We start from the raw sequence: 25,502 nt of genomic DNA, 5'->3' as shown, positions 1-25,502 counted from the left end.
TCGCAATTAGAGTTTGATATTCCCGACGACAACTACAAATATGAAGTTCGAAAGATGGTGGAGGAGGCATGCAATTGCTTTCTCGGTCGCGACAGTCGTGCGTCGATCATCATGAAGATGATACTCGTAGATGGATTTAAGACGAAAGATGTGGCGGCAGAGTTGGGGATGACTCCCTCGGCAGTATCGCAGCGATACCATAAGATACTCGACGAAGTCATCATTCCTTATTTCCGTCGCAACTACGAATCCAGAGGCGGTGTGCCATGCGATGGTGCGGCCATGTCCATGGATTACGACTATACAGTCGGCGCCAATAATTCTGTAGGTGTCATGTATTCACTATTTATGCGAAACAGTATGAAAGCAACAAACAGAGAGGGTCGCGTGACTCCCGACTTCATCACGAGTCTCAAACCCAACGAGGTGTTTGTCTTCGGCAGCAACCTAGCAGGTATGCACGGAGGCGGTGCCGCCCGCATCGCCCATCTATATTTTGGTGCCGTAATGGGCAATGGCGATGGCATTCAGGGGCAGAGCTATGCCATTCCCACCATGCAGGGAGGCGTTGACACTATCCGCCCCTATGTCGATAAGTTCATAGCCTACGCTAAGCAGCATCCCGACCAGCATTTCCTCGTCACCCGCATCGGCTGTGGCATAGCCGGCTTCTCTCCCGACGAGATAGCTCCACTCTTCGCCGAGGCGGCAGCAGTGGAAAACATCTCCCTGCCAGAGGATTTCTGGGAGGAGATACAGTAATCATAATTCTATATAGTAAAAATCGAGTGATTTTTTGGAGTGCTACTTCAGATTTTCATTCGTTTTTTTTGTTGTTACAATAATAATTAATACCTGTATTTCATTTGTGTCATTCAGCAAAGATTTGGGGATTTTCCTACAATATCGTGAAAAAGATTTGGGAATTTTCGGTTTTTTATTATCCCCGTCGAATCATAACGGTTCAACGGGGATATAAATATAGGATGAGAGATTATCGTTTTGACAGATACTCCTTGGTCAGGACGACAGAGCAGAGTTTGTTCACCTCTTTGTTAAGAGATTTCTGTTCGCATTTGTCAAGACCAGAATACTTGCCGCCATATTCCTTTAGGAAATCATTGAGCACATCCTTGCAGAACATTCCCAACACCTTGCCGGTGTCCTTGGGGAACGAAACTTCTCCAATGTGGCTTATTACATTGGCAAGGCGATTCTCATTTACGTATGCCTCAACCATGGCAACAAGTGCTTTCAGTTCCTCACTGAAAGGAACGGGTTCTTTGAAGAGTTTGTTGCGCTTTTTCATCTGTTTCATTTCAGCAAAACGAGCATTCTTGTTTTTAATCAGCACTCTGTCCCTATTGCTGAGATACATCGGCACAACGGGTCTGATGACTACACCCTCGCAGATGTTATCCTCAATCACAGGCAGACCGAGCCATCCCGAAATCTTGCTCTGGAAGGCATTGGGATAGCTAAGGCATTCTTCCAATGTGCCTGAGAACAAGGTCTTGGCATAGAAGAATCCGTGTTTATCGAACAATGCATTGGTTTCTTCTACAGACAGATACCTTCCGCCTTCCGCCTTGTCGAGATAGATGTCAAAGCCATAGAACTCATGTGCGGGAGTATAATATACGCCCTTCTGAATCAGAGTTAAAGGCTTGTCGCTCTTCACTTCCTTGTGGGGATAACGTCCGCCGAAGAGTTCGCCAAAAACGCTTATCGACTCAATATCTTCATTGATTGTCTTGATGTCATTATACAATGCTATCACCCGCTCCCGATAATCTGCAAGTATCTGCTCGTAGTCATAGAATTTCTCATCGTCAGTCAGAACAGATGTTCTCTTTGCAAAGCTGACGTCATTACCGTCGCAGAGGAAGCTGGTGTTGGCACCATGAACCTTCTCCTGCACTACATACTTGAGGTCGGAAGGCATCTCTGCCCTGACCTTGTCCATGAACTTCATGTTGAAGGAGTTCTCGATGGAACTGTACTTCTTGAATCTAATCATAATTGTGTGAAAAATTGATTTTTGGCGCATATATGCGCAGTTAAACAAACGAAATATTTGCCCTGTGGCGACAGGGAGAAGAAAACAGTCGATTAAGGGCAAAAGGGAAATTGTTATTTCCGGATGTCTATTAATGTCGTGGCAATGTCCGCTGTATGAACATACCGTCCCTCTCCGATGCATTCCATGCTCCGGACAGCCATAATCTGCGTTATGTTCATTACAATTCTTAGCATTACCTTAATTATATATTATACCTAAGTTTTTCAAAAATCGCCGCAAAGGTAAGCAATATTTTCCATTCCAACAAATATAACTTTATTTATTTGTCGATTTTTCTTATAATTATTTGGAGATTATTTTTTTTTATAGTAATTTTGCGGCATTATGGCTCGATTGTTATATATCATAGCGGGATGTAATGGGGCAGGAAAGACCACAGCTTCCATGACGATATTACCAAAAGCTCTTTTGGTAAGGGAATTCGTAAATGCTGATGAAATCGCCAAAGGTCTGTCGCCATTCAACCCTGAAGGAGTTGCAATAGAGGCTGGAAGACTTATGCTTGAAAGGATAGATTGTCTGATTAGAAGAGGAGAGTCTTTTTCTATCGAGACTACACTTGCCACACGCTCATATATCAATCTTGTAAGACGTGCTCATACCGAAGGATACCAAGTGCATCTTATTTACTTTTGGTTGAAATCCCCAGAACTGGCTATGCAGCGAGTGGCTGAGCGAGTTGCGCATGGTGGACACAACATTCCTCAGGATGTCATTATCAGAAGATATTCCGCTGGTATCTCCAACCTATTCAATCTGTTTATGAATGAGGTTGACAGTTGGATGATATACGACAATAGTGATAATGCCAGAGAAAAAATTGCATGGGGTAGTATTTGTGATGAGTGTGTGGTCTTAAATGAATTAAAATATAAAATAATACAGAGTTATGTCAGGAAAAGAATTTAATTTATATGTTGAGGCTCTTGACAAAGGCCTTCTTGAGGCTGAGCGCAATATGCTGCATGAAAAAGCGGCGAGGGGAGAGACGTGTGTGTATCAAGATGACAACGGAAGGATATATCACGTTGCGGCAAAAGATGTTATAGCCGCCAATCCGCGGTTTCAGTAATCATGCCTTATACAAGAAAATGTTGACATTATCCACTTTGACACCTTTCTTTACTTTTGCCAATTTAAGTTAAAATTTTATTATGAACTAAATATTTCAGTGTCTTTTTTCTTTTAATAGAATATAAGCAGAAATTAGAGAAACAGATATTGATAATAATAAAAATTTTATAATATGGAAAAGAAAGACGAATTTGAGGGAATCCCTCGCAACAATTCCAGAATAATCCTATGCTATTCAGACAAGGCAGAGGACTGGGGATGGACAAAAGAATATATAGAAGATGTATATAATCTTATTACAGGAGACCCGGATTCTGAATACCTTGAGGATGAAGGCTTACAGAATGACATCGGTTGCATGTTCGAAAATGGATTGTTTGGACCCAAAAACATTTCAGAAGCTGTTAAATGGTACGAAAAGTCGGTAGCTCAGGGAAATGACTACGCGAAAAGTAATCTTGCTGATATCTTTCGTAAAGGTACAGGTGGATATACTATTGACATGAAACGAGCCTTTGAACTGTATAAGTCTTGTGGGTTTCCCTATGCACATTATCGTGTTGGTGAGTTCTATGAAAAAGGCTGGGGAACAGAGGTAAATATTGCAGAAGCCAAGCGATATTACCGTCTGGCTTACCAAGAGGGGCATCCCTTGGCAAAGAAGAAATTGGAAGAATTTAACTTTATGGAATAATCGTAATAATATCAAAAGATAAATGAGTTTTACTTGGATTCCTTTTTACAAGGAGTTTGCACATAAACTCCTTGAATATAAAAACAGACGTCAGGAGTTGGTAGAGACAATCTATTCAGCCCTTGACAATACGCAAAATGATAGCGGAACCTCGGTAGTCAATTATTTCAAAAAAGACAAAGATGAAAGATTGACAGATACAGATCCGTTTTCTGTTTTCGCTATTTTCAATCGAACAAGTAACGTTAAAGTCAGGAGAGAATGCGTCACGATATTGAAGGAATGTTTTCATATATCTGCTACTGTTCCTTCTGATTTTGACGGGATTCCTGTATTGAATGCCCAAAAATCTATATTTGTTTATCAGAATGGTAAAACTGTTGAACAAGACAACTTATTACTATGGAACTTGTTTGAAAAGGCAGTCAATAATGAAGATTTCGGACAAGAGTATGATGAGGCATTAAAAATAAAAGGAGTGAATAATAATCTCTCTATGGGTTTGTTCTGGATTTGCCCCGATCGTTTCCTCGCCTTGGATTCCCAAAATAGAGCATTTATCGAGAAAGAACTTGGATTGAAAATAAAGAAAGAACCAAACTATAAGGAGTATAGTCAAATACTCTCTCAAGTAAATGACTATATGTCAAAGAATACTGCACTATGTAAGAATTTTGCGGAACTATCTTTGTTGGCATGGGAAAAATCAAATAACGAAAACAATGATACGATGAAAGATTTCGAGAAATATGTCACTCTATTAGAGAAAAACCACAATATAGTATTTACAGGCGCTCCAGGTACTGGAAAGACTTATTTGGCCAGACAGATTGCAAATTTTAAGGTCTTGGATAAAACTGACATAGAGACTTTGTCAGATACAGAAAAGGCAATAATAAAGGAACGTGTAGGTTTTGTCCAATTCCATCCTTCCTACGACTATACAGACTTTGTTGAAGGTTTGAGACCAATATCTGACGACAATGGTAACGTAGGGTTTGAAAGGAAGGATGGCATATTTAAGGAATTCTGCAAGAGAGCTATATTGAACAGTTCTTCATCTGAGGTAGTTACGAACGAATTGAATGCGGATCCTGTAGTATGGAAAGTTTCATTGGCAGGAACTGGTGACAATCCAATCAGGACAGAATGTATGGAAAATGGCCATATAAGAATTGGATGGGCAGATTATGGTGATGTTGATGATTTTTATGATTTTGATAATTTCAAATATGGTGGTAAGGCTATCTTGCGCGCATTCCAATATTCAATGGAAATTGGTGATATTGTAGTGTCATGTTATTCTGAATCAGAAATTGATGCCATTGGAATTGTAACAGGAGAGTATGAATACCACGAAGACGGTGGAGAATTTCCAAGATACAGAAACGTCAATTGGATTGCAAAAGGATTGAGAGAGAATATTGTGAAGTTAAATGGGGATAGGAAATTTACTTTGTCAACTATTTATCGGACATGTATAACTCCAGAAGCAATACTTAAATTGGCAAATAGTCATTTACAACCAAATAATGATACAAGCATTGATAAAAAATTTGTATTCATCATCGATGAAATAAACCGAGGTGAGATTTCCAAGATATTTGGCGAACTCTTCTTTTCAATTGACCCTGGATATAGGGGTGAAAAAGGAAAGGTCTGTACACAATATCAAAATATGATTTCTGAGGGGGATGTCTTTGCCGATGGCTTTTATGTTCCCGACAATGTGTATATCATTGGAACAATGAATGATATAGACCGCAGCGTAGAGAGTATGGACTTTGCTATGCGTCGCCGATTTACTTGGAAGGAGATAAGTGCGGAAAGCCAGAAGAATATGCTCGATAGTTTAGGCGAATATGCACAAGAAGCAAAAGACAGCATGACTGCTCTAAACAAGGTAATAGAAGAAACGCCTGAACTTGGCAAAGCATACGAAATAGGACCAGCGTATTTCTTAAAACTTAAGAACTGTAACTTTGACTTTGACAGTCTTTGGGAAATGAATATCGAGCCTCTTCTGAGAGAATATCTCAGGGGATATAGAAATGGTAAGGATATTATTGAAAATTGTAAGAACGCATATGACTTAATGAATAATGAGGGTAAACAATGATTGATTTGGTGGATAATCAACGAAGCGAAGAATTGTCAAAGAGCGAAATAGAAGATTTTCTTCCTCTTGCGAACAAAGATATAAGAAAGTTGTGCGAGGAAAACAAGAGACTGCTTGTTTTCCCGCATAGCTTGGATATGTCCAACGACAAGATAGAGTATAACCCATTGTTTGTAGTCGATGATTATAAGAAAGAATATCTCAAGGTTAAAACTGGAAACATAATGGGGTTTATTGGCTCTAACGGCAAGAGAATGAGAATCCGCTCAAGGTTTGACCGGAACGGAGATAACGATTTCTTTCTTCACTATATGCTTCAAAAGGTGTTGTCAATCAACCTGTTTGACCTCAATCATGGCAGTTCGCAAGATGATGTGCTTGATCTGCTGGAGTTGCTGTTCCCCTCGTTTTTGCATAAGGCATTGGAACAGGGCATTTACAGGGAATACAAAAGATATGAACACAATGATGCAAACATTCGAGGAGTTATTGCTGTTTCACGACACATCAGACAGAACATACCTTTTCAAGGTAAAGTGGCATATAACACACGAGAGCATACGACGAACAACAATGTGATGCAACTCATAAGGCATACGATAGAACACATCAAAAGACGACAATTTGGAAGTTCATTATTAACTGACTGTAAAGAGGTGGCTGATGACGTGAAACTTGTTTACTCTCTGACCTCTTCCTATAACAGAAACGAACGACAGAGAGTGATCCTGAAAAATCTGCGTCCAGTCATCCATCCGTACTACACCGATTATCGTCCACTTCAACAACTTTGCCTACAGATTCTTCGTCATGATAGTGTAATGTATGCCGACAACGATAATGAGATTTGCGGATTGCTTTTTGACGGAGCATGGCTGTGGGAAGAATATGTATATACCTTATTGAAAGAACAAGGGTTTAAGCATCCCAATAATAAGAAACGTGAAGGAGGTAAATGTATCTTCACAAACAATAAGGGCATCCGTTATCCTGACTTCTATGATAAGAACATCGTGTTGGATGCCAAATACAAAAGATTTGAAGATTATTCAGATGCAGCAGGTGTAGGGCGTGATGATATACATCAGTTGGTTACTTATATGTATATGTTGAAAAGTAAGAAGAGCGGTTTCATTTTCCCTTATACAAATGGCTCTAACAATCAGTCTCCGTTGGAATTGAATGGATATGGTGGGTGGATGTATATGTATGGTATAGAAATAGGTAACAACACAAATGATTACAGAATATTCTGCGAAGACATGAAAAAAGCAGAAAATGTTTTCATAGGAAGGATAAATAAAGAATAACGATTATGTTAGGAGCAATAATAGGTGATATAGTGGGAAGTCGATGGGAGTTTAACCCTACTAATGATTATGACTTTGAGATGTTCTCGCAGGAGAATAGTTTTACGGATGATACCGTGTGTACTGTGGCTGTGGCGGATGCTATTGCCAAGGGCCGTGATTATGGCGAGAGCATACACGAATGGTGCCGCCGTTATCCCTCGCCTATGGGAGGATATGGAGGGAGATTCCGACAGTGGGTGATGAGCGATGAGCCTAAGCCATACGGCAGTTTCGGCAATGGGTCGGCAATGAGGGTGAGTCCTGTGGCATGGAGTTTCAACACCGTGGAGGATGTGCTTCGTGAAGCACGGTTGACGGCGGAATGTACGCATAATCATCCTGAAGGTATTCGAGGTGCTGAGGCTACCGCTCTCGCCATATTCGAGTGTCGCCAAGGGCGCGACATATCAGCCGCAGTTGAATATTCTGGCTATGACATTAATATAAATAAGGAGGAAGTGGAGAACCGCTTCGACGAGACATGTCTGGGCACTGTACCAGTAGCATTCTGGATAATAAATCAGAGCACATCGTTTGAGGATGCCTTGCGCCGAGCCGTTTCACTCGGGGCTGATGCCGACACGCTTGGAGCCATTGTAGGCGGCATAGCCGAAGCCAGATGGGGCATTCCCGATGACATTCGTCAGAAGGCGATGGAATATCTGCCAGAGGAAATGCGGAGAGTTATAGCAAAATAACGGATGTTAAATAGCTTGTTGTTATTCTTCCTTCTGGATAATAAATATTAAAAATGTGTGATATTTCACGTTTTTCATAGGAAAAATGTGTAATTTTGCCACAAAATCATAGGAATGGAAATAACGAGAGATATATTTAACAACCTGAAGGCTTGGAAAGAGAGCAAGAGAAGGAAGCCATTGGTGATGCAGGGAGCACGCCAAGTGGGCAAGTCGTGGGTATTAAGGAAATTCGGTGAGGACTGTTTTGAGAAGTTGGCATATTTTAATTTCGACACAATGCCTGAACTTAAGGAAGACTTCAAGCGCAGCAAGCGTCCGGCGGATATTATTAAGGTGTTGGAGATGACATCAGGTATGAGCATACAGCCAGACACCACACTGATAGTGTTCGATGAGGTGCAGGAGTGTAATGAAGCGCTAAACAGTTTGAAATATTTCTGCGAAGATGCCCGTGATTATGCAATAGCCTGTGCAGGTTCACTGCTTGGCGTTGCTCTTAATCGTCAAGGAGCTTCGTTTCCTGTAGGCAAGGTCGATTTAATGACTCTCTATCCATTGTCGTTCAGTGAGTATTTGCGAGCCATTGATTCCCGGTTACATTCATCTTATATGATGATAGACGGCAGTATGCCTGTTCCAGAAGTGCTTCATGGTCGATTGATTGAGGCATATAAGGCATATCTTGCGTTAGGTGGCATGCCGGAGGCAGTAAGTGATTTTGCCGACAATCGTGAATGGCAGGCTGTGCAAACAATTCAGCAGAATATATTGAAATCCTATTCGCTTGACTTTTCGAAACATATCAACAACAAAGACATACCAAGGGTGTTTCAAGTGTGGAACAGTTTGCAAGACCAGCTTGCCAAGGAAGACCGCAAATTCCGTTATGCCGACATACAAAAGGGAGCGAGGGCAAGGGAATATGAGTCTGCTATCGAGTGGCTGTGCCTTGCAGGAATAGTGCAGAGGGTAAATATGATTGAAACGCCTCGCTTGCCATTGTCTGCATACAGCAAAAGTAATGCCTTTAAGTTGTATCTGAATGACGTAGGTTTGTTGTGCAGTAAGTTTTCATTGTCTGCACAATCAGCAATATCAGGCAACAGGCTATTCACAGAGTTCAAAGGTATATTGTCTGAAAATTATGTCTTGCAGTCATTGAGGCGGCAATTTGGTGACAGTATTTTTTACTGGACATCGGGTAATACGGCTGAATTGGAATTTGTCTTGCAAATGAATAATGAGATAGTGCCCGTGGAGGTGAAGTCAGAAAATAATGTCAAGGCCAAGAGTCTGTCCATTTACCGCAAGACCTATTCTCCTTCATTGTCTTTGCGTATTTCCACAAGAAATATCCGCAAGAATGACGACCTTCTAAACCTGCCCCTGTATCTTGCCGACAGGATATCGGAGATATATGGTATGACATCAGTATTTCAATAGTGTCTTACCACTAGTGTCTCATTATATACGAAATGACAAAGGATATCGGCAAAAAACTCTTGAAATATACAAATCACCGAACAAATATTCCACAAATCACCGAACAAATATTCCGCAAATCACCGAACAAATATTCCACAAATCACCGAACAAATCTTCTACAAATCACCGAACAAATCTTCCACAAATCACCGAAAATTGCAAAAAAGTTTTGGTAGTTAGGAATATATATATTAACTTTGCACCCAAAAATTACGATAATATGGCAGAATATAAGAAAAGAATATCTGACAGGATATTAAAACGTAAGGTGCAAGGAAAAGGAGCAGTGTTGATTGAAGGTCCCAAATGGTGCGGTAAGACCACAACAGCCAAACAATTGGCTAATAGTGTTCTTGACTTGGGAAATTCCACTGTGCTTATGCAAAGCAGGCAAATGATAGAGATAAGCCATAAGGTTTTGCTTGACGGTGACACTCCACGCCTGATTGACGAATGGCAAGCCTTGCCACCAATTTGGGATTCCATCAGAAGTGAGGTGGACAGCAGAGGTGAACCGTCACAATTTATATTGACAGGATCATCTGTGTTACCAGAGGCAAACACTCTGATTCATAGCGGTACAGGACGCTTCGGGCACATAAGGATGCGTCCGATGAGTCTTTTTGAGTCAGGAGAGTCATCTGGAGAAGTAAGCCTGTTGGACTTGTTTGAAAACAGACCTTTAGAACTTCAACGTAATAACCTTGATGTAAACGACATAGCTTTTCTCACTTGTCGTGGCGGCTGGCCATGGGCAACGTTGATATCCAAGGAATTGGCGCTTGACCAAGCATTTGACTATGTGGATTCTGTCGTAAACAGTGATATATTGCGTGTGGATAAAGTCAGACGAAGTCCTGAACGCACGAAACTTCTTTTACGGTCGTATGCACGAAATATCTCTCAACAGATTTCATACGCCACAATCCGCAAGGACATGCTTGCCAATGATGCTAGTACACTTGACGAAGACACAGTGGCTGACTATATCAAGGCATTGAAAAAACTGTTTGTCATAGAAGACCTTGTGGCGTGGAATCCGAACATCAGAAGCAAGTCGGCCATCAGGACAAGCGACACGAGACATTTTGTTGACCCAAGTATTGGTACTGCGGCATTGGGTTTGGGACCGAAGGACCTGATAAATGACCTGCAAACATTTGGCCTGTTTTTTGAAGACCTTGTAGTGCGTGACCTTCGAGTGTATGCTGAGGCTTTGGATGGTGAGATATATCACTATAGGGACAGTAGCGGTTTGGAGTGTGACACGGTGCTGCATCGCCGCAATGGGAGCTATGCTTTGCTTGAGGTGAAGCTTGGCGGTGAGGATCGTATCAACGAGGGGGCTGCCAATTTGCTGGCACTTGCAAATATTATAGACCGCAACAAGATGCCTTCGCCGTCATTCATGGCAGTAATTACCGCAGTAGGGCAATATGCATACCAAAGAAAGGATGGTGTGCTTGTATTGCCGATAGGATGTATAAAGGATTAACCGTTATAAAATACAATATGAAAGCAATCAACAAAGAAGGTCGCGTGACTCCCGATTTTATCAAGAGTCTCAAACCCAACGAGGTGTTTGTCTTCGGCAGCAACCTTGCCGGTATGCACGGAGGCGGTGCCGCCCGCATCGCCCATCTATATTTCGGTGCTGTAATGGGCAATGGCGATGGCATTCAGGGTCAGAGCTATGCCATCCCCACAATGCAGGGAGGCGTTGACACCATCCGCCCCTATGTCGATAAGTTCATAGCCTACGCCAAGCAGCATCCCGACCAGCATTTCCTCGTCACCCGCATCGGCTGTGGCATAGCCGGCTTCTCTCCCGACGAGATAGCTCCACTCTTCGCTGAGGCGGCAGAAGTGGAGAACATCTCCCTGCCAGATGATTTCTGGGAGGAGATGTAATGGTTGTTAATAAGCTGGTCAATCTTTCCCCTTATAGGATAATAATCTTAAGTTTCGCATGTGATAATTCTCTATGTATAAGGGTTTTATTTAAACCACAGAGTCAAAGAGAAAAAGAGATTTGTGGTTTTATAGAGTAGGTCGCAAGCGACAGAGGACACAGAGTTTCCATGCGGCAAACATGATGCGCAGCTCTCTATGAACTCTAAATGCCTTGGCATTCACTCTCTTTCATTAGTATAAATACTCTATATCTCTTAAACTCTGTGGTTTAAAATAACTTCCGAAAGTTGAGTAATAAATATTAAAAATGTGCGAAATATCACGTTTTTCATAGGAAAAATGAGTAATTCTGCCACAAATTTATAGAAATGGAAATAACGAGAGATATATTTATCGACCTGAAGGCTTGGAAAGACTGCAAGCGAAGGAAGCCCTGAATAGTTATTAGTGTATTACAGCAAAGATTTGGGGATTTTCCTACATTTTTAGGAAAAAGATTTGGGGATTTCCGGTTTTATATTATCCCCGTCAAATCAAAACGGTTCAACGGGGATATAAATAGAGGATGAGAGATTATCGTTTTGAAAGATATTCCTTGGTCAGGACGACAGAGCAGAGCTTGTTCACCTCTTTGTTAAGAGATTTCTGCTCGCATTTGTCAAGACCGGAATACTTGCCACCATGTTCCAGATGAAACGATTAAAAGCTATGTCAGAAAAAGAATTCTACACCCCTAAGTGTTCAGTCCGTTGAACAGTTTTGTGCCAAAAGTGTTCAATCCGTTGAACATTTTTAACTATAAAGTGTATTGTTCATTGAACTTTATTTTGTAATTTTGCAGACGAGAGACTATAATATATTTTGGAAAAGATGGAAACTTTGATTAGAAGATACCTGAATTATTTGGGTAATCCATATTTTATCCACGAAATAATTTTGTCGAGCACTTCTTGGGATATGGTCTCATCTATCTGGTGATATTCCACTATCGAGCCGGTAGTGCAGTGCTGGAACAGGTGGTTGAGATCATCGTATGCTATAGTCTCGTGACTGCAATTTACAAGTCCTTTTTCCAATGTTTCGAGATTCTGTTTGTATTCCACCTGTGTGTCCTTCTTTCCGTTGAGCGCGAGTACGGGGCATTTGATGTTTGGGAGTGAGCTCTGGATGTCTATTGTTATGAAATGACGTATATATGGCGATGTGAGCAGTTTTTTTGCCTGCTCAATTATGGGCTTGAAGTTCTCCATGTTTTCAGCGCCTTTGAGATATTCGTCAATGTCTTGTCCTGCCGCCACTTTGTCGAATATGTCGCTTATCGCGTCGCTGTATTTTTTCACCATTTCTTCCTGCATGCCAATAGAGCGTAGGGATGCTATGCTCTGATTCAATGATGTCTGTTTTCCCGAAATGGCCATTCCTGCCAACGACACAATAAAGTCGGCCTTGCCTTCACTGGCGAGCATAAGTGCAATGGTGCCGCCCTCGCTGTGTCCGATTACTCCAACCGAATTGAATTTCCTGCGTAGGAAGTCGATTCCCGCTGCGGCGTCCTGCTTGAAGTCATCAGTGGTGAAGTCGGTGAATCTTATTGCCTTGTTTCCCCAACCTCGGTCGTCGTATCTCAATGAGGCTATACCTTTGCGTGCCAACGCATCGGCTATCACTGCAAACGGCTTATGGTCGAATATTTCCTCGTCGCGGTTTTGCTGTCCGCTGCCTGTGACCATAACTACAGCTTTTGTGTTTTTATCCCATCCTTCGGGCAGAGTAAGTGTACCATTGAGCGTTATGTCTCCATTTGAGAATGTGACTTCTTCGGTAGTATATGGAAATGGCGGCATTGGAGTTTGCGGACGGTTGTTTTTCTGCTCTCCCGGTTTGAGAGTTAGCGGAAATGACATACCGTTTTGAGTGAATGTGCCAGTGATGGTTTGTTCTTTCATTGTGCCCTCAAAGGTTGCTCCAATCATCCCCACTGTCACTTTCAGCTTACCCTCGGGCGTGATGCTTTTTTCAGCCTTTATACCCTTCGCGCCTTGCGATGGCGAGTCGATGGTGCAACCATCGTCAGTGAAGTTAAACACTAAAGGCAGTTTCATGCCCTGAATATTCAGTTCGCCCGACCAAGATCCGTTCTGCGCATTTGCCAAAGATGTTGTCAAACAGATTAATGAAGAAATTAAAAGTTTTTTTATTTTCATAATTATTGTGTATATTATTAGATAATATTCCATTTGTCGCAAGCCGATAGCTAAGCTTTTCAGAAATCGCTGTAAAGGTAAGTATAATTTTCCATTCCACCCAATAAAACCGTATTTTTTTATCGATTTTCTTATAATTATTTGGAGATTATTTTTTTTTATAGTAATTTTGCGGCATTATGGCTCGATTGTTGTATATAATAGCAGGATGTAATGGGGCAGGAAAGACCACTGCTTCCATGACGATATTACCAAAAGCTCTTTTGGTAAGGGAATTCGTGAATGCTGATGAAATCGCCAAAGGTCTGTCGCCATTCAACCCTGAAGGAGTTGCAATAGAGGCTGGAAGACTTATGCTCGAAAGAATAGATCGTCTGATTAGAAGAGGAGAGTCTTTTTCCATCGAGACTACACTTGCCACACGCTCATATATCAATCTTGTAAGACGTGCCCATTCCGAAGGATACCAAGTGCATCTTATTTACTTCTGGTTGAAATCCCCAGAACTGGCTATGCAGCGAGTGGCTGAGCGTGTTGCCCATGGTGGCCACAACATTCCTCAGGATGTCATTATCAGAAGATATTCCGCCGGTATCTCCAACCTATTCAATCTGTTTATGAATGAGGTTGACAGTTGGATGATATACGACAATAGTGATAATGACAGAGTGGAAATTGCTGTTGGTTCAAAAGAAATATCAAATATTACAAACTTTGCAAAATTTGAAACGATTAAAAGCTATGTCAGAAAAAGAACTTGAGATATTACGTAATAAAGTGAGGGCAGGCCTTCTTGAGGCCGAGCGCAACATGCTGCATGAAAAGGCGGCGAGGGGAGAGACGTGTGTGTATCAAGACGACAACGGAAGGATATATCACGTTGCGGCAAAAGATGTGATTGCCGCCAATCCTCGGTTTCAATAACAATGATTCTATATTTAAAAGTTAAGTGGTCTTAACTTTCGTAAGTGAATTAAACTTATAGAGGCAAATGAAATTATTGATGACATACTGGTCGATTTATTAGGTCAACGTTTTAAACAATGCTTCTCAATTCCAGAGTTAACAGAAAAATATGGTTATCCTTCAACCTCCGATTCTGACCTGTTGGATTGGGAGATTGATAATATGTAAAAATTCCAAAAGATTAGCCACAAAGATACAAAAAAGAATTGATTTGGCGGAATATACATATTAAATTCCGCCAGATTGATGTTCAAAGCCCGACGTAACTAATTGTTATCGTCGGGCCGAAAAAGTATGTATGAAAGGACAATTCGTTAACGTTTGTCTTGAACACCATATCTTATCCAATGCTCTTGAGGGTAGTTTGTCTTGATGATGCGCTTCTTGTCAGCAAAAGCCTCCTTGACAGTTGTCAGGATAGAATTCATGTGTTTAACTTTGATTGACAATTCCTCGCGCACACGAGAGCACTCTTCATTTGCCAATGCTAACTTTTCAAGGTCTTTGGTCATCGACTCCAAACTGGAATCAGTGATACCTTTGCTTGTCAATGCACCAATGTTCTTGCTCAATCCCTCGATGAGCACACGACTTCTTTCAATTTGTAATTCAATTGTTTTTGACATAATTCTTGATATTTAAGTTACTTAATTGTTTTGCAAATATAATCAATTTTTTTGGATTACCGATAATATATATACCACACTTTTTTTGTTTTTTAATGTAATGTATCTATATATTTTAAACCCTATTAACACTCTCGCGCAAATAAGGTGCAGTGTATTTATTAAATACGAAACATTTCCAAATGTTTATGTTACAAATGTTTTGTTGAGATAAGAGATATGTTTGTAACTTTGCACCCGAAAACTCTGAATATAATATCTAGCTAAAAAAAATGCAATGAATCGAAAACTATTATTAGTAACAATCAGCCTGTTCTGTGCCGTGATGGGCATACATTCACAGGACAATGCCAAGTCGGAGGATATTGGCAATTATGGCACAACAAGAAGTATGTCAGAAGGTATCAACCATGCCCTCGAGGTGACTACAGCCGACGCCAAGCAAAATATATGGGACTGGCAGATGCACTATAAGCTCGATGCCCCGTTGACAGTTGGCAAGAAGTATGAACTCAAGGCACGTATCAAGGGGTCTGGTAACGGTACTCTGGCTCTATGGCCTATCGACACAGCTTCTTCCAACACTAACCAGTGGGGTGGAAGCAACGACGTGCAGTATGAGGCGTCATACGACTTCACCACATCGTGGAAGACCTTTACGTGGAATTTCTCTGCACGCTTTCCGCTCAACGAACTTGACTTTGTATTCGGACAGTATGGCGGAAGCATCTTCTTTGACGACGTGACATTGAAAGAAGTGGGAAGTGACAAGGAGCTTATTGTAAATGGTGACTTCGAGAGCACACTTACCGCCAACTGGGAAAAAATCTCATGGCAAGGTGGAGTGAGCTTTAAGGTAGTGAGCACATCGTATAAGGGCGACCTCCTGCAGGCCATCAAGGACGCCAAGGCAACTCTTGAGGAATGTACCGATTTGAAACGTGAAGAGGCCGTTGCCGCTCGCGCAGAACTCGAGAATGCCATTGCCGAGGCTGAGGCTTTTGTGGCAGAGAACGATGAAGACTATATTGCAGAGACCGAGAAACTGAAAAAAGCGACAGCCAATCTCTCCCAATGGATTGGTGTACCAGAATCCGCCGACCCTAATTTCCAAATATATCTATGCTTCGGACAGTCAAACATGGAGGGCAACGCCACTCCTGAGGCTCAAGACTACGAAAATGTGTCCGAACGCTTTAAGATGATGGCTGCCGTGGACTTCAGCAATCCAGTGAGAAAGCGTGGCGAGTGGTATATCGCAATCCCGCCTCTTTGCCGTCAAGGCACAGGACTTACACCAGCCGACTATTTCGGACGTACAATGGTGGAGAAGCTGCCCGACAACGTAAAGGTGGGAGTGATCAACGTGGCTGTTGGTGGCACAAGCATCAAGGGTTTCATGGAAGAATATGTGGCCGACTATGTGGCAGGCGAGGCCGACTGGTTTAAGAATTACATGGCGTGCTACGACAATAATCCTTTCCGCCGCCTCGTAGAGACTGCAAAGCAGGCTCAGAAATATGGCATCATCCGCGGCATCCTCATGCATCAGGGCGAGACCGACGGCGGCATGGGCAACTGGGCACAGAACGTGAAGAAGGTTTATGAGCGACTGCTTGACGAGCTGGATCTCTCTGCCGACAATGTGCCACTGCTTGCCGGCGAGACCGTGCAGACTGATCAAGGTGGCTATTGCGGTGGCTTTAACAATGTAATCGCCACTCTGCCTAATGTGATACCTACAGCCCATGTCATCTCGTCGAAAGGATGTCCGCAGAAGGGCGACGGACTGCACTTCACTGCCGAGGGCTACCGCACCATAGGAAAGCGTTATGCCGAGTGCATGCTCGAACTGCTGAAGAGCACAGGCATGAATGGCGTGGCGGCTAATGAGTCCGAAGTGCTGTCAATAGACTATTTCGACGCTATGGGCCGCAAGGTGAAAGGCGACTGCCAAGGGCTTAAGATAAAACGAGTGACATATAAGAATGGAACCGTGAAGTCGGCAAAGGCATTATAGACATCGTCGGCGCGATTACCGACAAGAAAATGTGACAGAGAGCTTCGTCTTGGGATAAAAAACCCTGGAAGAGGCTCTTTTTTCGTGCAAATGAAACAAAAAGAAGAGTATTAGTTACATTTTCAAATGCCATCTTGAACTTTTTTCCGTAACTTTGCACCCACAATAAAATCATAATTAACTCAACAATCTGCATTATGCTAAAAAGTAACCAATTTATTGTAAAAACTTGCCTCGCGCTGATGTTGTCGGTGGGAGCAAGCACTGTCATGGCACAGGGACCAAGACAGCTTCCAGTAGAAGAGCCAACAGGCTACAAAGACACCTACAAAGATTATTTCACCGTGGGTGTGGCACTCAACTTCCGTAATGTTGCCTCGCCAGAACAGATGGCTATCGTGAAGAAAAACTTCAATAGTGTCACGGCTGAAAACGCCATGAAGCCGGGAGAGATTCATCCGAAGGAAGACGTGTGGAACTTCGCCGGAGCCGACAGCATCGCTAACTGGTGCCGTGCCAACGGTGTGAAGATGCGCGGACACTGTCTGGCTTGGCACTCTCAGTTTGCCAACTGGATGTTTACCGACAAGAAAGGCAAGGAAGTGACTAAGGAAGTGTTCTACGAGCGTCTGCGCTCGCATATACATACCGTAGTGAACCGCTACAAGGATATCGTATATGCATGGGACGTGCTCAATGAAGCCATTGCCGACGGCGACGGACGTCGTGCGCCTTGGATGAAAGAGGCACCCAGCCCCTATCGTAAGACGAAGATGATTGACCTCTGCGGCGAGGAGTTTATCGTCAAGGTGTTCCAGTTTGCCCGCGAGGCCGACCCCAACGTAAAGCTGTTCTACAACGACTATAACGCTGCCCAGCCAGCCAAGCGCGACCGTATATATAATATGGTGAAGAAGATGAAGGAGATGGGTGCGCCTATCGACGGTATCGGTATGCAGGGTCACTACAACATCTACGGTCCTTCGATGGAAGACTTCGAGGCTGCCATAAAGAAGTATTCGGAGATTGTCGGTGAGATTCACATCACCGAGCTCGACATCCGTACCAACGAGGAGATGGGCGGTCAGTTGCAGTTCAGCCGTGGTAAGGAGGGAGCAGTGCCTGAATACATAAAGACATTGCATCAAGCTCAGTATGAGAACCTCTTCCGTGTGATGCGCCGTCATAAGGATGTGATTACCAACGTCACCTTCTGGAATCTCTCAGATGCCGACTCTTGGATTGGTGCAAACAACTATCCTCTGCCTATCGACGCAAACCTTAAGTACAAGAAGGTATATTATGCTCTGAAGAACTTCAATCCGGCTCTCGACAATGCCGTCGTGAAGGAAGACTTCCGTCCGTCGCCATTGAACCAGCCCGGACAGGAATATCCGATGGTCAACTCTCAGGGTTATGCACGCTTCCGCGTGGTGGCTCCCGATGCCAAGTCGGTTATCGTAAGCCTCGGTCTTGGCGGTACTGGCGGCACTGTGCTCCACAAGGACAAGGGTGGGGTATGGACAGGTACCACTGAAGGCCCGATGGATCCCGGCTTCCACTATTATCATCTCACCATCGACGGTGGCGTGGTTAACGATCCGGGCGCAAAGAACTATTACGGTTCGGTGCGTTGGGAGAGCGGAATAGAGATACCATGTGCCGATCAGGACTTCTTCGCACAGAAGGATGTGCCACACGGACAGGTGGTACAGGTACTGTTCCCGTCAAAGAACACACCCAAGGACCTCGCCCACTGGACAGAGTTTGGCCCTCGCGCATTTGTCTATCTGCCACCTACTTACGATGGCAAGAAGAAGTTCCCAGTGCTCTATCTGCAGCATGGCTGGGGAGAGGACGACACCGCGTGGATGAACCAGGGACGCGCTAACCTCATCATGGACAACATGATAGCCGAGGGCAAGTGCGAGCCGTTTATCGTTGTCTGCACATACGGCATGACCAACGAGTGCAAGTGGGGCCGCATGCATGAATTTGACTGGACTGTGTTCCAGCGTGTGCTCGTTGAAGACCTCGTTCCATATATCGACGCCAACTTCAAGACTAAGGCCGAGAAACGCTATCGTGCCATGGCCGGTCTGTCGATGGGCGGCATGGAGACAAAGATGTGTACACTGGCATATCCCGAAGTGTTTGGCTATTACGGCCTTCTCTCAGGTGGCACTTACGCTCCTGAGGACATAAAGAGCAAGGATCAAGTGCGCGGCATCTTTATCAGCTGCGGAAGCAAGGAGAATCCAGAGGGCGTGACGAAAGCCGTAGAAGCTCTGAAGGCCGCCGGCATCAACGCTCATAGCTACGTCTCTGAAGGCACCGCCCATGAGTTCCTCACATGGCGTCGCTCTCTGCGCGAGATGGCTCCGCTGTTGTTTAAGTAACTAAACGAAAAACATATAAAAATTATGAGGATTAAAAACATGCTTTTGGCTGGCCTTGTATCAGCCGCTGCCACTGTTCAGGCACAGAATCCGGTAGTGCAGACGTGGTTTACTTCTGACCCTGCACCTCTGGCTGACGGTGACAGACTTTATATGTACACTGGACACGATGAGGACAATGCCGACTTCTTCTGGATGTACGAATGGCGTTGCTACTCTACGGCAGACATGGTGAACTGGACTGACCACGGCGGACTGATGTCGTTAGACACCTTCTCATGGGCTGACGACCGCGCTTGGGCGGCACAAACCATTAAGCGCAACGGAAAATATTATTGGTACATCTGCGCCCATTCGAAAATCACAAACGGCATGGCAATAGGCGTCGCAGTGGCCGACTCGCCTACTGGTCCTTTCAAGGATGCCTTGGGAAAACCGCTCTTCGACAATGGCTCGTGGGATAATATCGACCCGACAGTGATGATAGACGACGACGGACAGGCATACATCTATTGGGGCAATCCTCAGATTTACTTCGCACGTCTGAACAACGACATGGTGTCTATCGACGGCGAGGTTAAGAAACTGGAAATGACAGAGGAAGGCTTTGGCGCACCGACGATGAGAGAACGCGTGAAGGGCAAGAAATACAAGGACTGCTATACCGAAGGACCTTGGATTACCAAGCGCAACGGAAAATACTGGCTGCTGTATGCGGCTGGTGGAGTGCCTGAGCACATCGCTTATTCTGTCAGCGACAAACCCGAAGGTCCTTGGAAATATGTTGGACCGATAATGCCACTCGAAGACACCAAGTCGTTTACCAACCACTGTGGCGTGGAAGACTTTAAGGGACACAGCTACTTCTTCTACCATACAGGCAAGCTGCCTGGAGGCGGAGGCTTTGGCCGCAGCTGTGCTGTGGAGGAGTTTAAGTACAATGCCGACGGCTCGTTCCCTATCATCCATCACACCGACAAGGGTGTTGACCCGATAGGCAAGCTCTGTCCATTCCAGCGTGTGGAGGCTGAGACCATGGCGTTCTCTCGTGGCGTTAAATCTGAACAGAACGTTGACGACGGCGTGTTTATTACCGAGACACACAATGGCGATTATATAAAAGTACGCGAGGTGGACTTCAACAAGCAGCCCCGATTCTTCAAGGCAAGCGTTGCCAGCGGTATGCGTGGCGGTGTGATGGAAGTGCGTCTCGATAGTATCAAGGGAGAGAAGATTGCCGAAGTGAAGATCGGCAATACCGGCGGTTGGACCAACTGGACCACTGTCGTGGCCAATGTAGAGAAGACTGTCAGCGGCACCCGCGACCTCTATTTTGTCTTCGTGGGCGATAAAGGTGTGAAACTGATGAACTTCAACTGGTGGCAGTTTACCGATGGTTCTGAGATGAAAGCCAACAAGGCAGGATTAATACCCTCGGAAACCAATCTCCCCGGTAGCCAGTCACCATCTCTCGATATGGAGAATCGTGCACACTTCTCCATCTATGCGCCCAAGACCAGCCGCATCGTCGTTGACGTGTGCGGGAAAAAATACCCTATGGAGAAGGATGCCCACGGACTGTGGACATGTGTCACTGATCCGTTGGTGGTGGGCAACCACTACTACTTCCTTGAGGTTGACGGCTACCGTGTGTCTGACCCAAACACCTACACCATCTTCGGATGCAGCCGTATGGCAAGCCAGATAGAGGTGGCTGAAGGTGCTGAGGGCGACTACTACCGTCCACAGCAGGGAGTGGCAAAGGGTCAGGTGCGTTCAGTGGAGTATTATGCCGAGTCGCAGAAGCAGTGGCGCAGGGCTATGGTCTATACGCCCGCCGACTACGACAAGTCGAAGAAGAAATATCCGGTTCTCTATCTGCAGCATGGCATGGCTGAAGACGAGACAGGATGGAGCACGCAAGGCCGCATGAACCATATCATGGACAACCTTATTGCCTCTGGCGAGTGTGAGCCGATGATTGTGGTGATGGAGAGTGGCGACGTAGAGGTAGGCTTTGCCCCACGTCGCGGCAAGGATGTAGAGCAGCAGCGCATGCAATATGGTGCCTCTTTCTACGAGGTGATGTTCAACGACCTGATACCGATGGTTGAGAAGACCTTCCGTTGCAAGACCGGTCGTGAGAACCGTGCCATGGCAGGACTGTCGTGGGGAGGATTCCAGACGTTCAATGTCGTCCTGCCTCATCTCGACAAGTTCGCCTATCTCGGCACCTTCAGCGGAGCCCTCTTCGGCATCGATGTGAAGACTTGCTTCGACGGCGTGTTTACCGATGCGAAGAAATTCAACTCCGACGTGAAGTATTTCTTCATGGGTTGCGGCAGCGAGGAGAACTTCGGCACAGAGAAGATGACCTCTGACCTGAAGCAGATGGGAATAAACGTGGAGTTCTACGTCTCACCAGGCACACATCACGAGTGGCTCACATGGCGCCGTTGCTTCCGCCAGTTCGTCCCTCATCTGTTTAAATAGAAATTAAATAATAAATCTTAATGAAGAGGGTTTGGTAGATAAAAACCAAACCCTCTTTTTGTCTCATACACACCGTTGTTTTATATCTTATGTGTACAAAATGTAATCTTTGTAACATGAAATAAAGTTTATGATACAAATTTATGACCATGGTATTAACATTTTATCGTACCTTTGCAGCGATTTAAACCGAATTAGTGGGATTTAATTGTAACCTATTTTAATAATAAACTTGCTACAATCTATGAGAATTGTGAAAACTTTACAAAAGCCATTAGTGCTATTGTTCCTGTTCTGTTTGCTTCCATTGGGAGCTTGGGCTCAGAACATCGTAAAGGGAACAGTAAACGACAGTGCCGGAGAACCAATCATCGGCGCTACGGTAAAAGTGAATGGAACCCAGCGTGGTGCCATAACCGACCTCAATGGTCAGTTCAGTATCTCTGCTGCTCCAAATGCGTCGCTCACCATATCTTATATAGGATATGAGACACAGACCGTGAATGTCGAGGGACGCAAGCAAATCACCATCACACTTAAAGACGACTCAAAGGTAATCGACGAGGTTGTTGTCGTTGGTTACGGTGTCCAGAAGAAGAGCGACCTTACAGGTGCCGTGGCTTCAATCAAGTCCGACGACATCAAGGGTCTGTCAACCACCGATGCCGGTGCAGCCCTCCAGGGTAAAGCAGCCGGTGTGCAGATCATCAACCCTGGTGGTCCTGGTGAAGCGGCCGACATCCGTATCCGCGGTTATTCGTCAAACAGCGGTAACATCGGCCCGTTGCTCATCGTTGACGGTCTGAAGGTTGACAACATCCAGTATCTCGACCCATCAATGATCGAGTCTATGGAAGTGCTGAAGGACGCTGCATCTGCAGCCATCTACGGTGCTCAGGCTGGTAATGGTGTTGTTCTCATCACCACCAAGACTGGTGCTAAGGGCGGGAACAAGGCGCAGATTTCTTACAGCAGTAAGTTCACCATCCAGTCGCTTGGCAAGAGAGCCGAAATCTTCGACGCTCCTGAGTACATCGCTTACCACAAGTATCTCGGCGACATCGACGATGCTCTCCTTCAGGCTAACAACTACAAGGGACAGAACACCAACTGGTACGACGAGGTATTCGAGAACTCACTCGCTCATCAGCACAACCTCACTGTCCAGGGTGGCAACCAGCACGGACACTTCCTTGCCAGCCTCAACATCCTCGACAACAATGGTATCGTTAAGGGCAACAAGGACGTTTACAAGCGTTTCACCGGCCAGATCAACGCCGACTACAACATCACTCCATGGTTGAACGTCAGCTCTAACACCTCTTTCGAGAAGTGGAAGACAAAGGGTGTGACAAAGGGTTACGGCTCACTGCTCAACTCTGTTGTTTCTATCGACCCACTGACTCCAGCTTATGTCAACAACGTTGATGACCTCGGTATCGGCGTGAAGGACGCTCTCAATGCAGGTCAGCCAGTTCCTACCGACCCAGACCACAACAACGACTGGTATGGAACATCAAAGTATATTGAAGATGCAACAGGTAACCCGCTCTATCAGCGCGACCGCCGCGACCAGTATCGTAATGGTATTAACGTTCGCGGAACCATCGCAGCCAACCTCAAGCCAGTTGACTGTCTCGTTATCACATCTCGCCTTGGCTATCGCATCAGCCAGAGCAACTATCACAACTATGAGACTCCGTTCTTCCTAAGCTCAATGGCAAAGAGCGACAACTACACCATCGAGGCACAGACCAACAACAGTCTGTACTATCAGTGGGAAAACTTCGCTAACTTCAACAAGGACTTTGGCAAGCACAATGTTGGCGCCATGGTCGGTATGTCGTTCACGAAGTATCACACAGACAACAGCTCTATCTCTTCAACTGGTACTGACATTCTGTCAAACTACGATTACAACTATCGTTATATCAACTATCTGCTCTCTGACGCTACCAAGAGCGTAAGCAACGCTCCAAACGACAATACAGAGCTCTCTTATTTCGGTCGTCTGTCTTACAACTACGACAACCGCTACTATCTGCAGTTCAACTTCCGTCGCGACGCTTTCGACTCTTCGAAGCTCTCTAAGGACGCACGCTGGGGTAACTTCCCATCAATCTCTGCAGGTTGGGCAATCAGCAACGAGAAGTTCTTCAAGGACGCTGTAAGCCGCGACGCCGTTTCATTCTTGAAACTCCGTGGTTCATGGGGTAAGAACGGTAACGTTAACATCCTCAACAACTATCGTTATACCTCTTCTATCGCCATCAACCAGAGCTTCTATCAGTTCACCCCATCAGCTGGTGACGGTAAGCTCGCGCTCGGTTCTAAGCCAACAGGTCTTGCTAACCCTGACCTTACTTGGGAGACATCAGAGCAGATTGACCTCGGTATCGATGCTCGTTTCCTCAACGACCGTCTGACCTTCGCTCTCGACTGGTACCGCAAGACCACCAAGGACCTTCTCATCGAGATTGCTCCTCTGCCTGAAATCGGTGTCAGCAAGTCGGTCATCAACTCTGGTAAGGTGCTCAACACTGGTTTCGACGTAGAAATCGGATGGAAAGACCACATCGGCGACCTTAAGTATAGCGTAAGCACCAACTTCTCTACATTGAAGAACGAGGTTAAGGAAGTGTCTGCCATGGTTAACCGCATTACAGAAATAGGTATCGACGGATTCAACAACCAGCTCAAGCCAACCTTCGAGGCAGGTCACAAAGTATGGTACTTCCGTGGTTACAAGTATGCAGGTGTAGCCGAGGACGGTTCAGCTCAGTATCTTGACAAGGACGGCAAGATCACCTCTGCTCCTACAGAGGATGACAAGCAGGACATCGGTGCCGGTATCCCAAGCTTCACATACGGTATCACCCTCAACCTCGAGTGGAAGGGCTTCGACTTCACCGTATTCGGTACAGGTGCAGCAGGCAACAAGATCTACAATCTCATGGTATCAGCCGACCGTCCAAGAATCAACGGTATCGACACATATTGGAAGGACTCTTGGGGCAATCCAAGCGTAAACAACGCTTCTGCTAAGTATCCTGACATGAAGCGTGTGGCAACAGACTGGACATTCTTCAGCTCAGACGCAGCCGTATTCAGCGGTTCTTACTTCAAGTTCAAGCAGATCCAGTTGGGTTACACTCTCCCGTCGAAGCTGACCAAGTCGTTCCTCGTAAACGACCTCCGTCTCTATGTTTCTCTCGACGACTTCTTCACCATAACCAACTATCCTGGAGCTGACCCAGAGACCGCTTCTATGAACGCTGGTGCATCTCGCGGATTCGACAATGGTACATATCCAACATCTAAGAAGGTAGTCTTCGGTATTAACGTAACATTCTAATTATTATTTCAAACAAT

General features: G+C 44.8%; 19 protein-coding genes. 16 read left to right on the top strand and 3 right to left on the bottom strand.

What is annotated here, in order from left to right; translation table 11 throughout:
- Positions 1-360: 360 nt before the first annotated feature.
- Positions 361-762, top strand: coding sequence for a hypothetical protein (locus tag CIK99_RS06235; protein WP_094380722.1), 402 nt, complete (start codon positions 361-363; stop codon positions 760-762).
- A 232-nt stretch (positions 763-994) separates the two neighbouring features.
- Here the strand turns inward: CIK99_RS06235 and CIK99_RS06230 are convergent, their stop codons facing one another.
- On the bottom strand, positions 995-2,020 hold the full coding sequence (locus tag CIK99_RS06230) for an RNA ligase, Rnl2 family (protein ID WP_158215921.1): 1,026 nt from the start codon (positions 2,018-2,020) through the stop codon (positions 995-997).
- 387 nt (positions 2,021-2,407) lie between these two features.
- Here CIK99_RS06230 and CIK99_RS06225 point away from each other — a divergent pair, with 387 nt between their 5' ends.
- From CIK99_RS06225 to CIK99_RS06190, 9 genes are all read left to right on the top strand, one after another.
- A complete protein-coding gene (locus CIK99_RS06225; protein WP_094380691.1) occupies positions 2,408-2,992 on the top strand; it encodes a zeta toxin family protein in 585 nt (194 codons plus the stop codon).
- A complete protein-coding gene (locus CIK99_RS14870) occupies positions 2,973-3,155 on the top strand; it encodes a ribosome recycling factor (protein WP_144007915.1) in 183 nt (60 codons plus the stop codon). Before CIK99_RS06225 ends, CIK99_RS14870 begins: the two co-directional genes overlap by 20 nt.
- A 174-nt stretch (positions 3,156-3,329) precedes the next feature.
- Positions 3,330-3,851, top strand: a complete 522-nt coding sequence (locus CIK99_RS06220) for a tetratricopeptide repeat protein (protein ID WP_094380690.1) — start codon at positions 3,330-3,332, stop codon at positions 3,849-3,851.
- Positions 3,852-3,948: 97 nt separating this feature from the next.
- The gene (locus CIK99_RS15730) at positions 3,949-5,970 is read left to right on the top strand and encodes an AAA family ATPase (RefSeq protein WP_254047741.1); all 2,022 of its coding nucleotides are present in this window, start codon (positions 3,949-3,951) and stop codon (positions 5,968-5,970) included.
- On the top strand, positions 5,967-7,280 hold the full coding sequence (locus CIK99_RS06210) for an McrC family protein (protein WP_094380689.1): 1,314 nt from the start codon (positions 5,967-5,969) through the stop codon (positions 7,278-7,280). Before CIK99_RS15730 ends, CIK99_RS06210 begins: the two co-directional genes overlap by 4 nt.
- Positions 7,281-7,285: 5 nt before the next feature.
- The gene (locus CIK99_RS06205; RefSeq protein ID WP_094380688.1) at positions 7,286-8,020 is read left to right on the top strand and encodes an ADP-ribosylglycohydrolase family protein; all 735 of its coding nucleotides are present in this window, start codon (positions 7,286-7,288) and stop codon (positions 8,018-8,020) included.
- Positions 8,021-8,134: 114 nt separating this feature from the next.
- Positions 8,135-9,466, top strand: a complete 1,332-nt coding sequence (locus tag CIK99_RS06200; RefSeq protein WP_094380687.1) for an ATP-binding protein — start codon at positions 8,135-8,137, stop codon at positions 9,464-9,466.
- Positions 9,467-9,728: 262 nt separating this feature from the next.
- The gene (locus CIK99_RS06195) at positions 9,729-11,003 is read left to right on the top strand and encodes an ATP-binding protein (RefSeq protein ID WP_094380686.1); all 1,275 of its coding nucleotides are present in this window, start codon (positions 9,729-9,731) and stop codon (positions 11,001-11,003) included.
- Between the two features lie 17 nt (positions 11,004-11,020).
- The gene (locus CIK99_RS06190; RefSeq protein ID WP_094380720.1) at positions 11,021-11,419 is read left to right on the top strand and encodes a hypothetical protein; all 399 of its coding nucleotides are present in this window, start codon (positions 11,021-11,023) and stop codon (positions 11,417-11,419) included.
- Between the two features lie 902 nt (positions 11,420-12,321).
- On the opposite strand, the gene CIK99_RS06185 is transcribed toward CIK99_RS06190, so the two are convergent.
- Positions 12,322-13,575 (bottom strand): S9 family peptidase, encoded by a 1,254-nt coding sequence (locus tag CIK99_RS06185; protein WP_254047740.1) that lies wholly within the window; start codon positions 13,573-13,575, stop codon positions 12,322-12,324.
- 230 nt (positions 13,576-13,805) lie between these two features.
- Here CIK99_RS06185 and CIK99_RS06180 point away from each other — a divergent pair, with 230 nt between their 5' ends.
- Together CIK99_RS06180 and CIK99_RS06175 are read left to right on the top strand one after the other, a co-directional pair.
- Positions 13,806-14,387 carry a zeta toxin family protein gene (locus CIK99_RS06180; protein WP_094380685.1) on the top strand — a complete coding sequence of 194 codons (582 nt, stop codon included), beginning with the start codon at positions 13,806-13,808 and terminating at the stop codon, positions 14,385-14,387.
- Positions 14,368-14,550, top strand: coding sequence for a hypothetical protein (locus tag CIK99_RS06175; protein ID WP_094380684.1), 183 nt, complete (start codon positions 14,368-14,370; stop codon positions 14,548-14,550). Before CIK99_RS06180 ends, CIK99_RS06175 begins: the two co-directional genes overlap by 20 nt.
- Before the next feature lie 356 nt (positions 14,551-14,906).
- On the opposite strand, the gene CIK99_RS06170 is transcribed toward CIK99_RS06175, so the two are convergent.
- Positions 14,907-15,218, bottom strand: coding sequence for a hypothetical protein (locus tag CIK99_RS06170; RefSeq protein WP_094380683.1), 312 nt, complete (start codon positions 15,216-15,218; stop codon positions 14,907-14,909).
- A gap of 277 nt (positions 15,219-15,495) precedes the next feature.
- On the opposite strand from CIK99_RS06170, the gene CIK99_RS06165 reads away from it, so the two are divergent.
- The 4 genes from CIK99_RS06165 to CIK99_RS06150 all read left to right on the top strand — a co-directional run bounded on the left by CIK99_RS06165 (position 15,496) and on the right by CIK99_RS06150 (position 25,485).
- Complete coding sequence (locus CIK99_RS06165) at positions 15,496-17,238, top strand: sialate O-acetylesterase (RefSeq protein WP_254047739.1); 1,743 nt, start codon at positions 15,496-15,498, stop codon at positions 17,236-17,238.
- Between the two features lie 197 nt (positions 17,239-17,435).
- Positions 17,436-19,637, top strand: coding sequence for a bifunctional endo-1,4-beta-xylanase/feruloyl esterase (xyn10D/fae1, locus tag CIK99_RS06160; RefSeq protein WP_094380682.1), 2,202 nt, complete (start codon positions 17,436-17,438; stop codon positions 19,635-19,637).
- A 24-nt stretch (positions 19,638-19,661) separates the two neighbouring features.
- Positions 19,662-22,130 carry a family 43 glycosylhydrolase gene (locus CIK99_RS06155; protein ID WP_094380681.1) on the top strand — a complete coding sequence of 823 codons (2,469 nt, stop codon included), beginning with the start codon at positions 19,662-19,664 and terminating at the stop codon, positions 22,128-22,130.
- Positions 22,131-22,374: 244 nt separating this feature from the next.
- Positions 22,375-25,485 carry a TonB-dependent receptor gene (locus tag CIK99_RS06150; RefSeq protein ID WP_094380680.1) on the top strand — a complete coding sequence of 1,037 codons (3,111 nt, stop codon included), beginning with the start codon at positions 22,375-22,377 and terminating at the stop codon, positions 25,483-25,485.
- Positions 25,486-25,502: the final 17 nt, after the last annotated feature.

The organism is Prevotella sp. P5-92 (assembly GCF_002251245.1).
Taxonomy (GTDB): domain Bacteria; phylum Bacteroidota; class Bacteroidia; order Bacteroidales; family Bacteroidaceae; genus Prevotella.
The sequence above is the reverse complement of the archived record's forward strand: the minus strand, read 5'-3'. Positions and strand labels throughout refer to the sequence as shown.

Coding starts and splice junctions, on each gene's coding strand:
- xyn10D/fae1 (WP_094380682.1), top strand. CDS start 17,436: ATGCTAAAAAGTAACCAATTTATTGTAAAAACTTGCCTCGCGCTGATG.
- CIK99_RS14870 (WP_144007915.1), top strand. CDS start 2,973: ATGTCAGGAAAAGAATTTAATTTATATGTTGAGGCTCTTGACAAAGGC.
- CIK99_RS06165 (WP_254047739.1), top strand. CDS start 15,496: ATGAATCGAAAACTATTATTAGTAACAATCAGCCTGTTCTGTGCCGTG.
- CIK99_RS06205 (WP_094380688.1), top strand. CDS start 7,286: ATGTTAGGAGCAATAATAGGTGATATAGTGGGAAGTCGATGGGAGTTT.
- CIK99_RS06200 (WP_094380687.1), top strand. CDS start 8,135: ATGGAAATAACGAGAGATATATTTAACAACCTGAAGGCTTGGAAAGAG.
- CIK99_RS06190 (WP_094380720.1), top strand. CDS start 11,021: ATGAAAGCAATCAACAAAGAAGGTCGCGTGACTCCCGATTTTATCAAG.
- CIK99_RS06225 (WP_094380691.1), top strand. CDS start 2,408: ATGGCTCGATTGTTATATATCATAGCGGGATGTAATGGGGCAGGAAAG.
- CIK99_RS06220 (WP_094380690.1), top strand. CDS start 3,330: ATGGAAAAGAAAGACGAATTTGAGGGAATCCCTCGCAACAATTCCAGA.
- CIK99_RS06210 (WP_094380689.1), top strand. CDS start 5,967: ATGATTGATTTGGTGGATAATCAACGAAGCGAAGAATTGTCAAAGAGC.
- CIK99_RS06155 (WP_094380681.1), top strand. CDS start 19,662: ATGAGGATTAAAAACATGCTTTTGGCTGGCCTTGTATCAGCCGCTGCC.
- CIK99_RS06195 (WP_094380686.1), top strand. CDS start 9,729: ATGGCAGAATATAAGAAAAGAATATCTGACAGGATATTAAAACGTAAG.
- CIK99_RS06150 (WP_094380680.1), top strand. CDS start 22,375: ATGAGAATTGTGAAAACTTTACAAAAGCCATTAGTGCTATTGTTCCTG.
- CIK99_RS06230 (WP_158215921.1), bottom strand. CDS start 2,020: ATGATTAGATTCAAGAAGTACAGTTCCATCGAGAACTCCTTCAACATG.
- CIK99_RS06175 (WP_094380684.1), top strand. CDS start 14,368: ATGTCAGAAAAAGAACTTGAGATATTACGTAATAAAGTGAGGGCAGGC.
- CIK99_RS06180 (WP_094380685.1), top strand. CDS start 13,806: ATGGCTCGATTGTTGTATATAATAGCAGGATGTAATGGGGCAGGAAAG.
- CIK99_RS06235 (WP_094380722.1), top strand. CDS start 361: ATGAAAGCAACAAACAGAGAGGGTCGCGTGACTCCCGACTTCATCACG.
- CIK99_RS06170 (WP_094380683.1), bottom strand. CDS start 15,218: ATGTCAAAAACAATTGAATTACAAATTGAAAGAAGTCGTGTGCTCATC.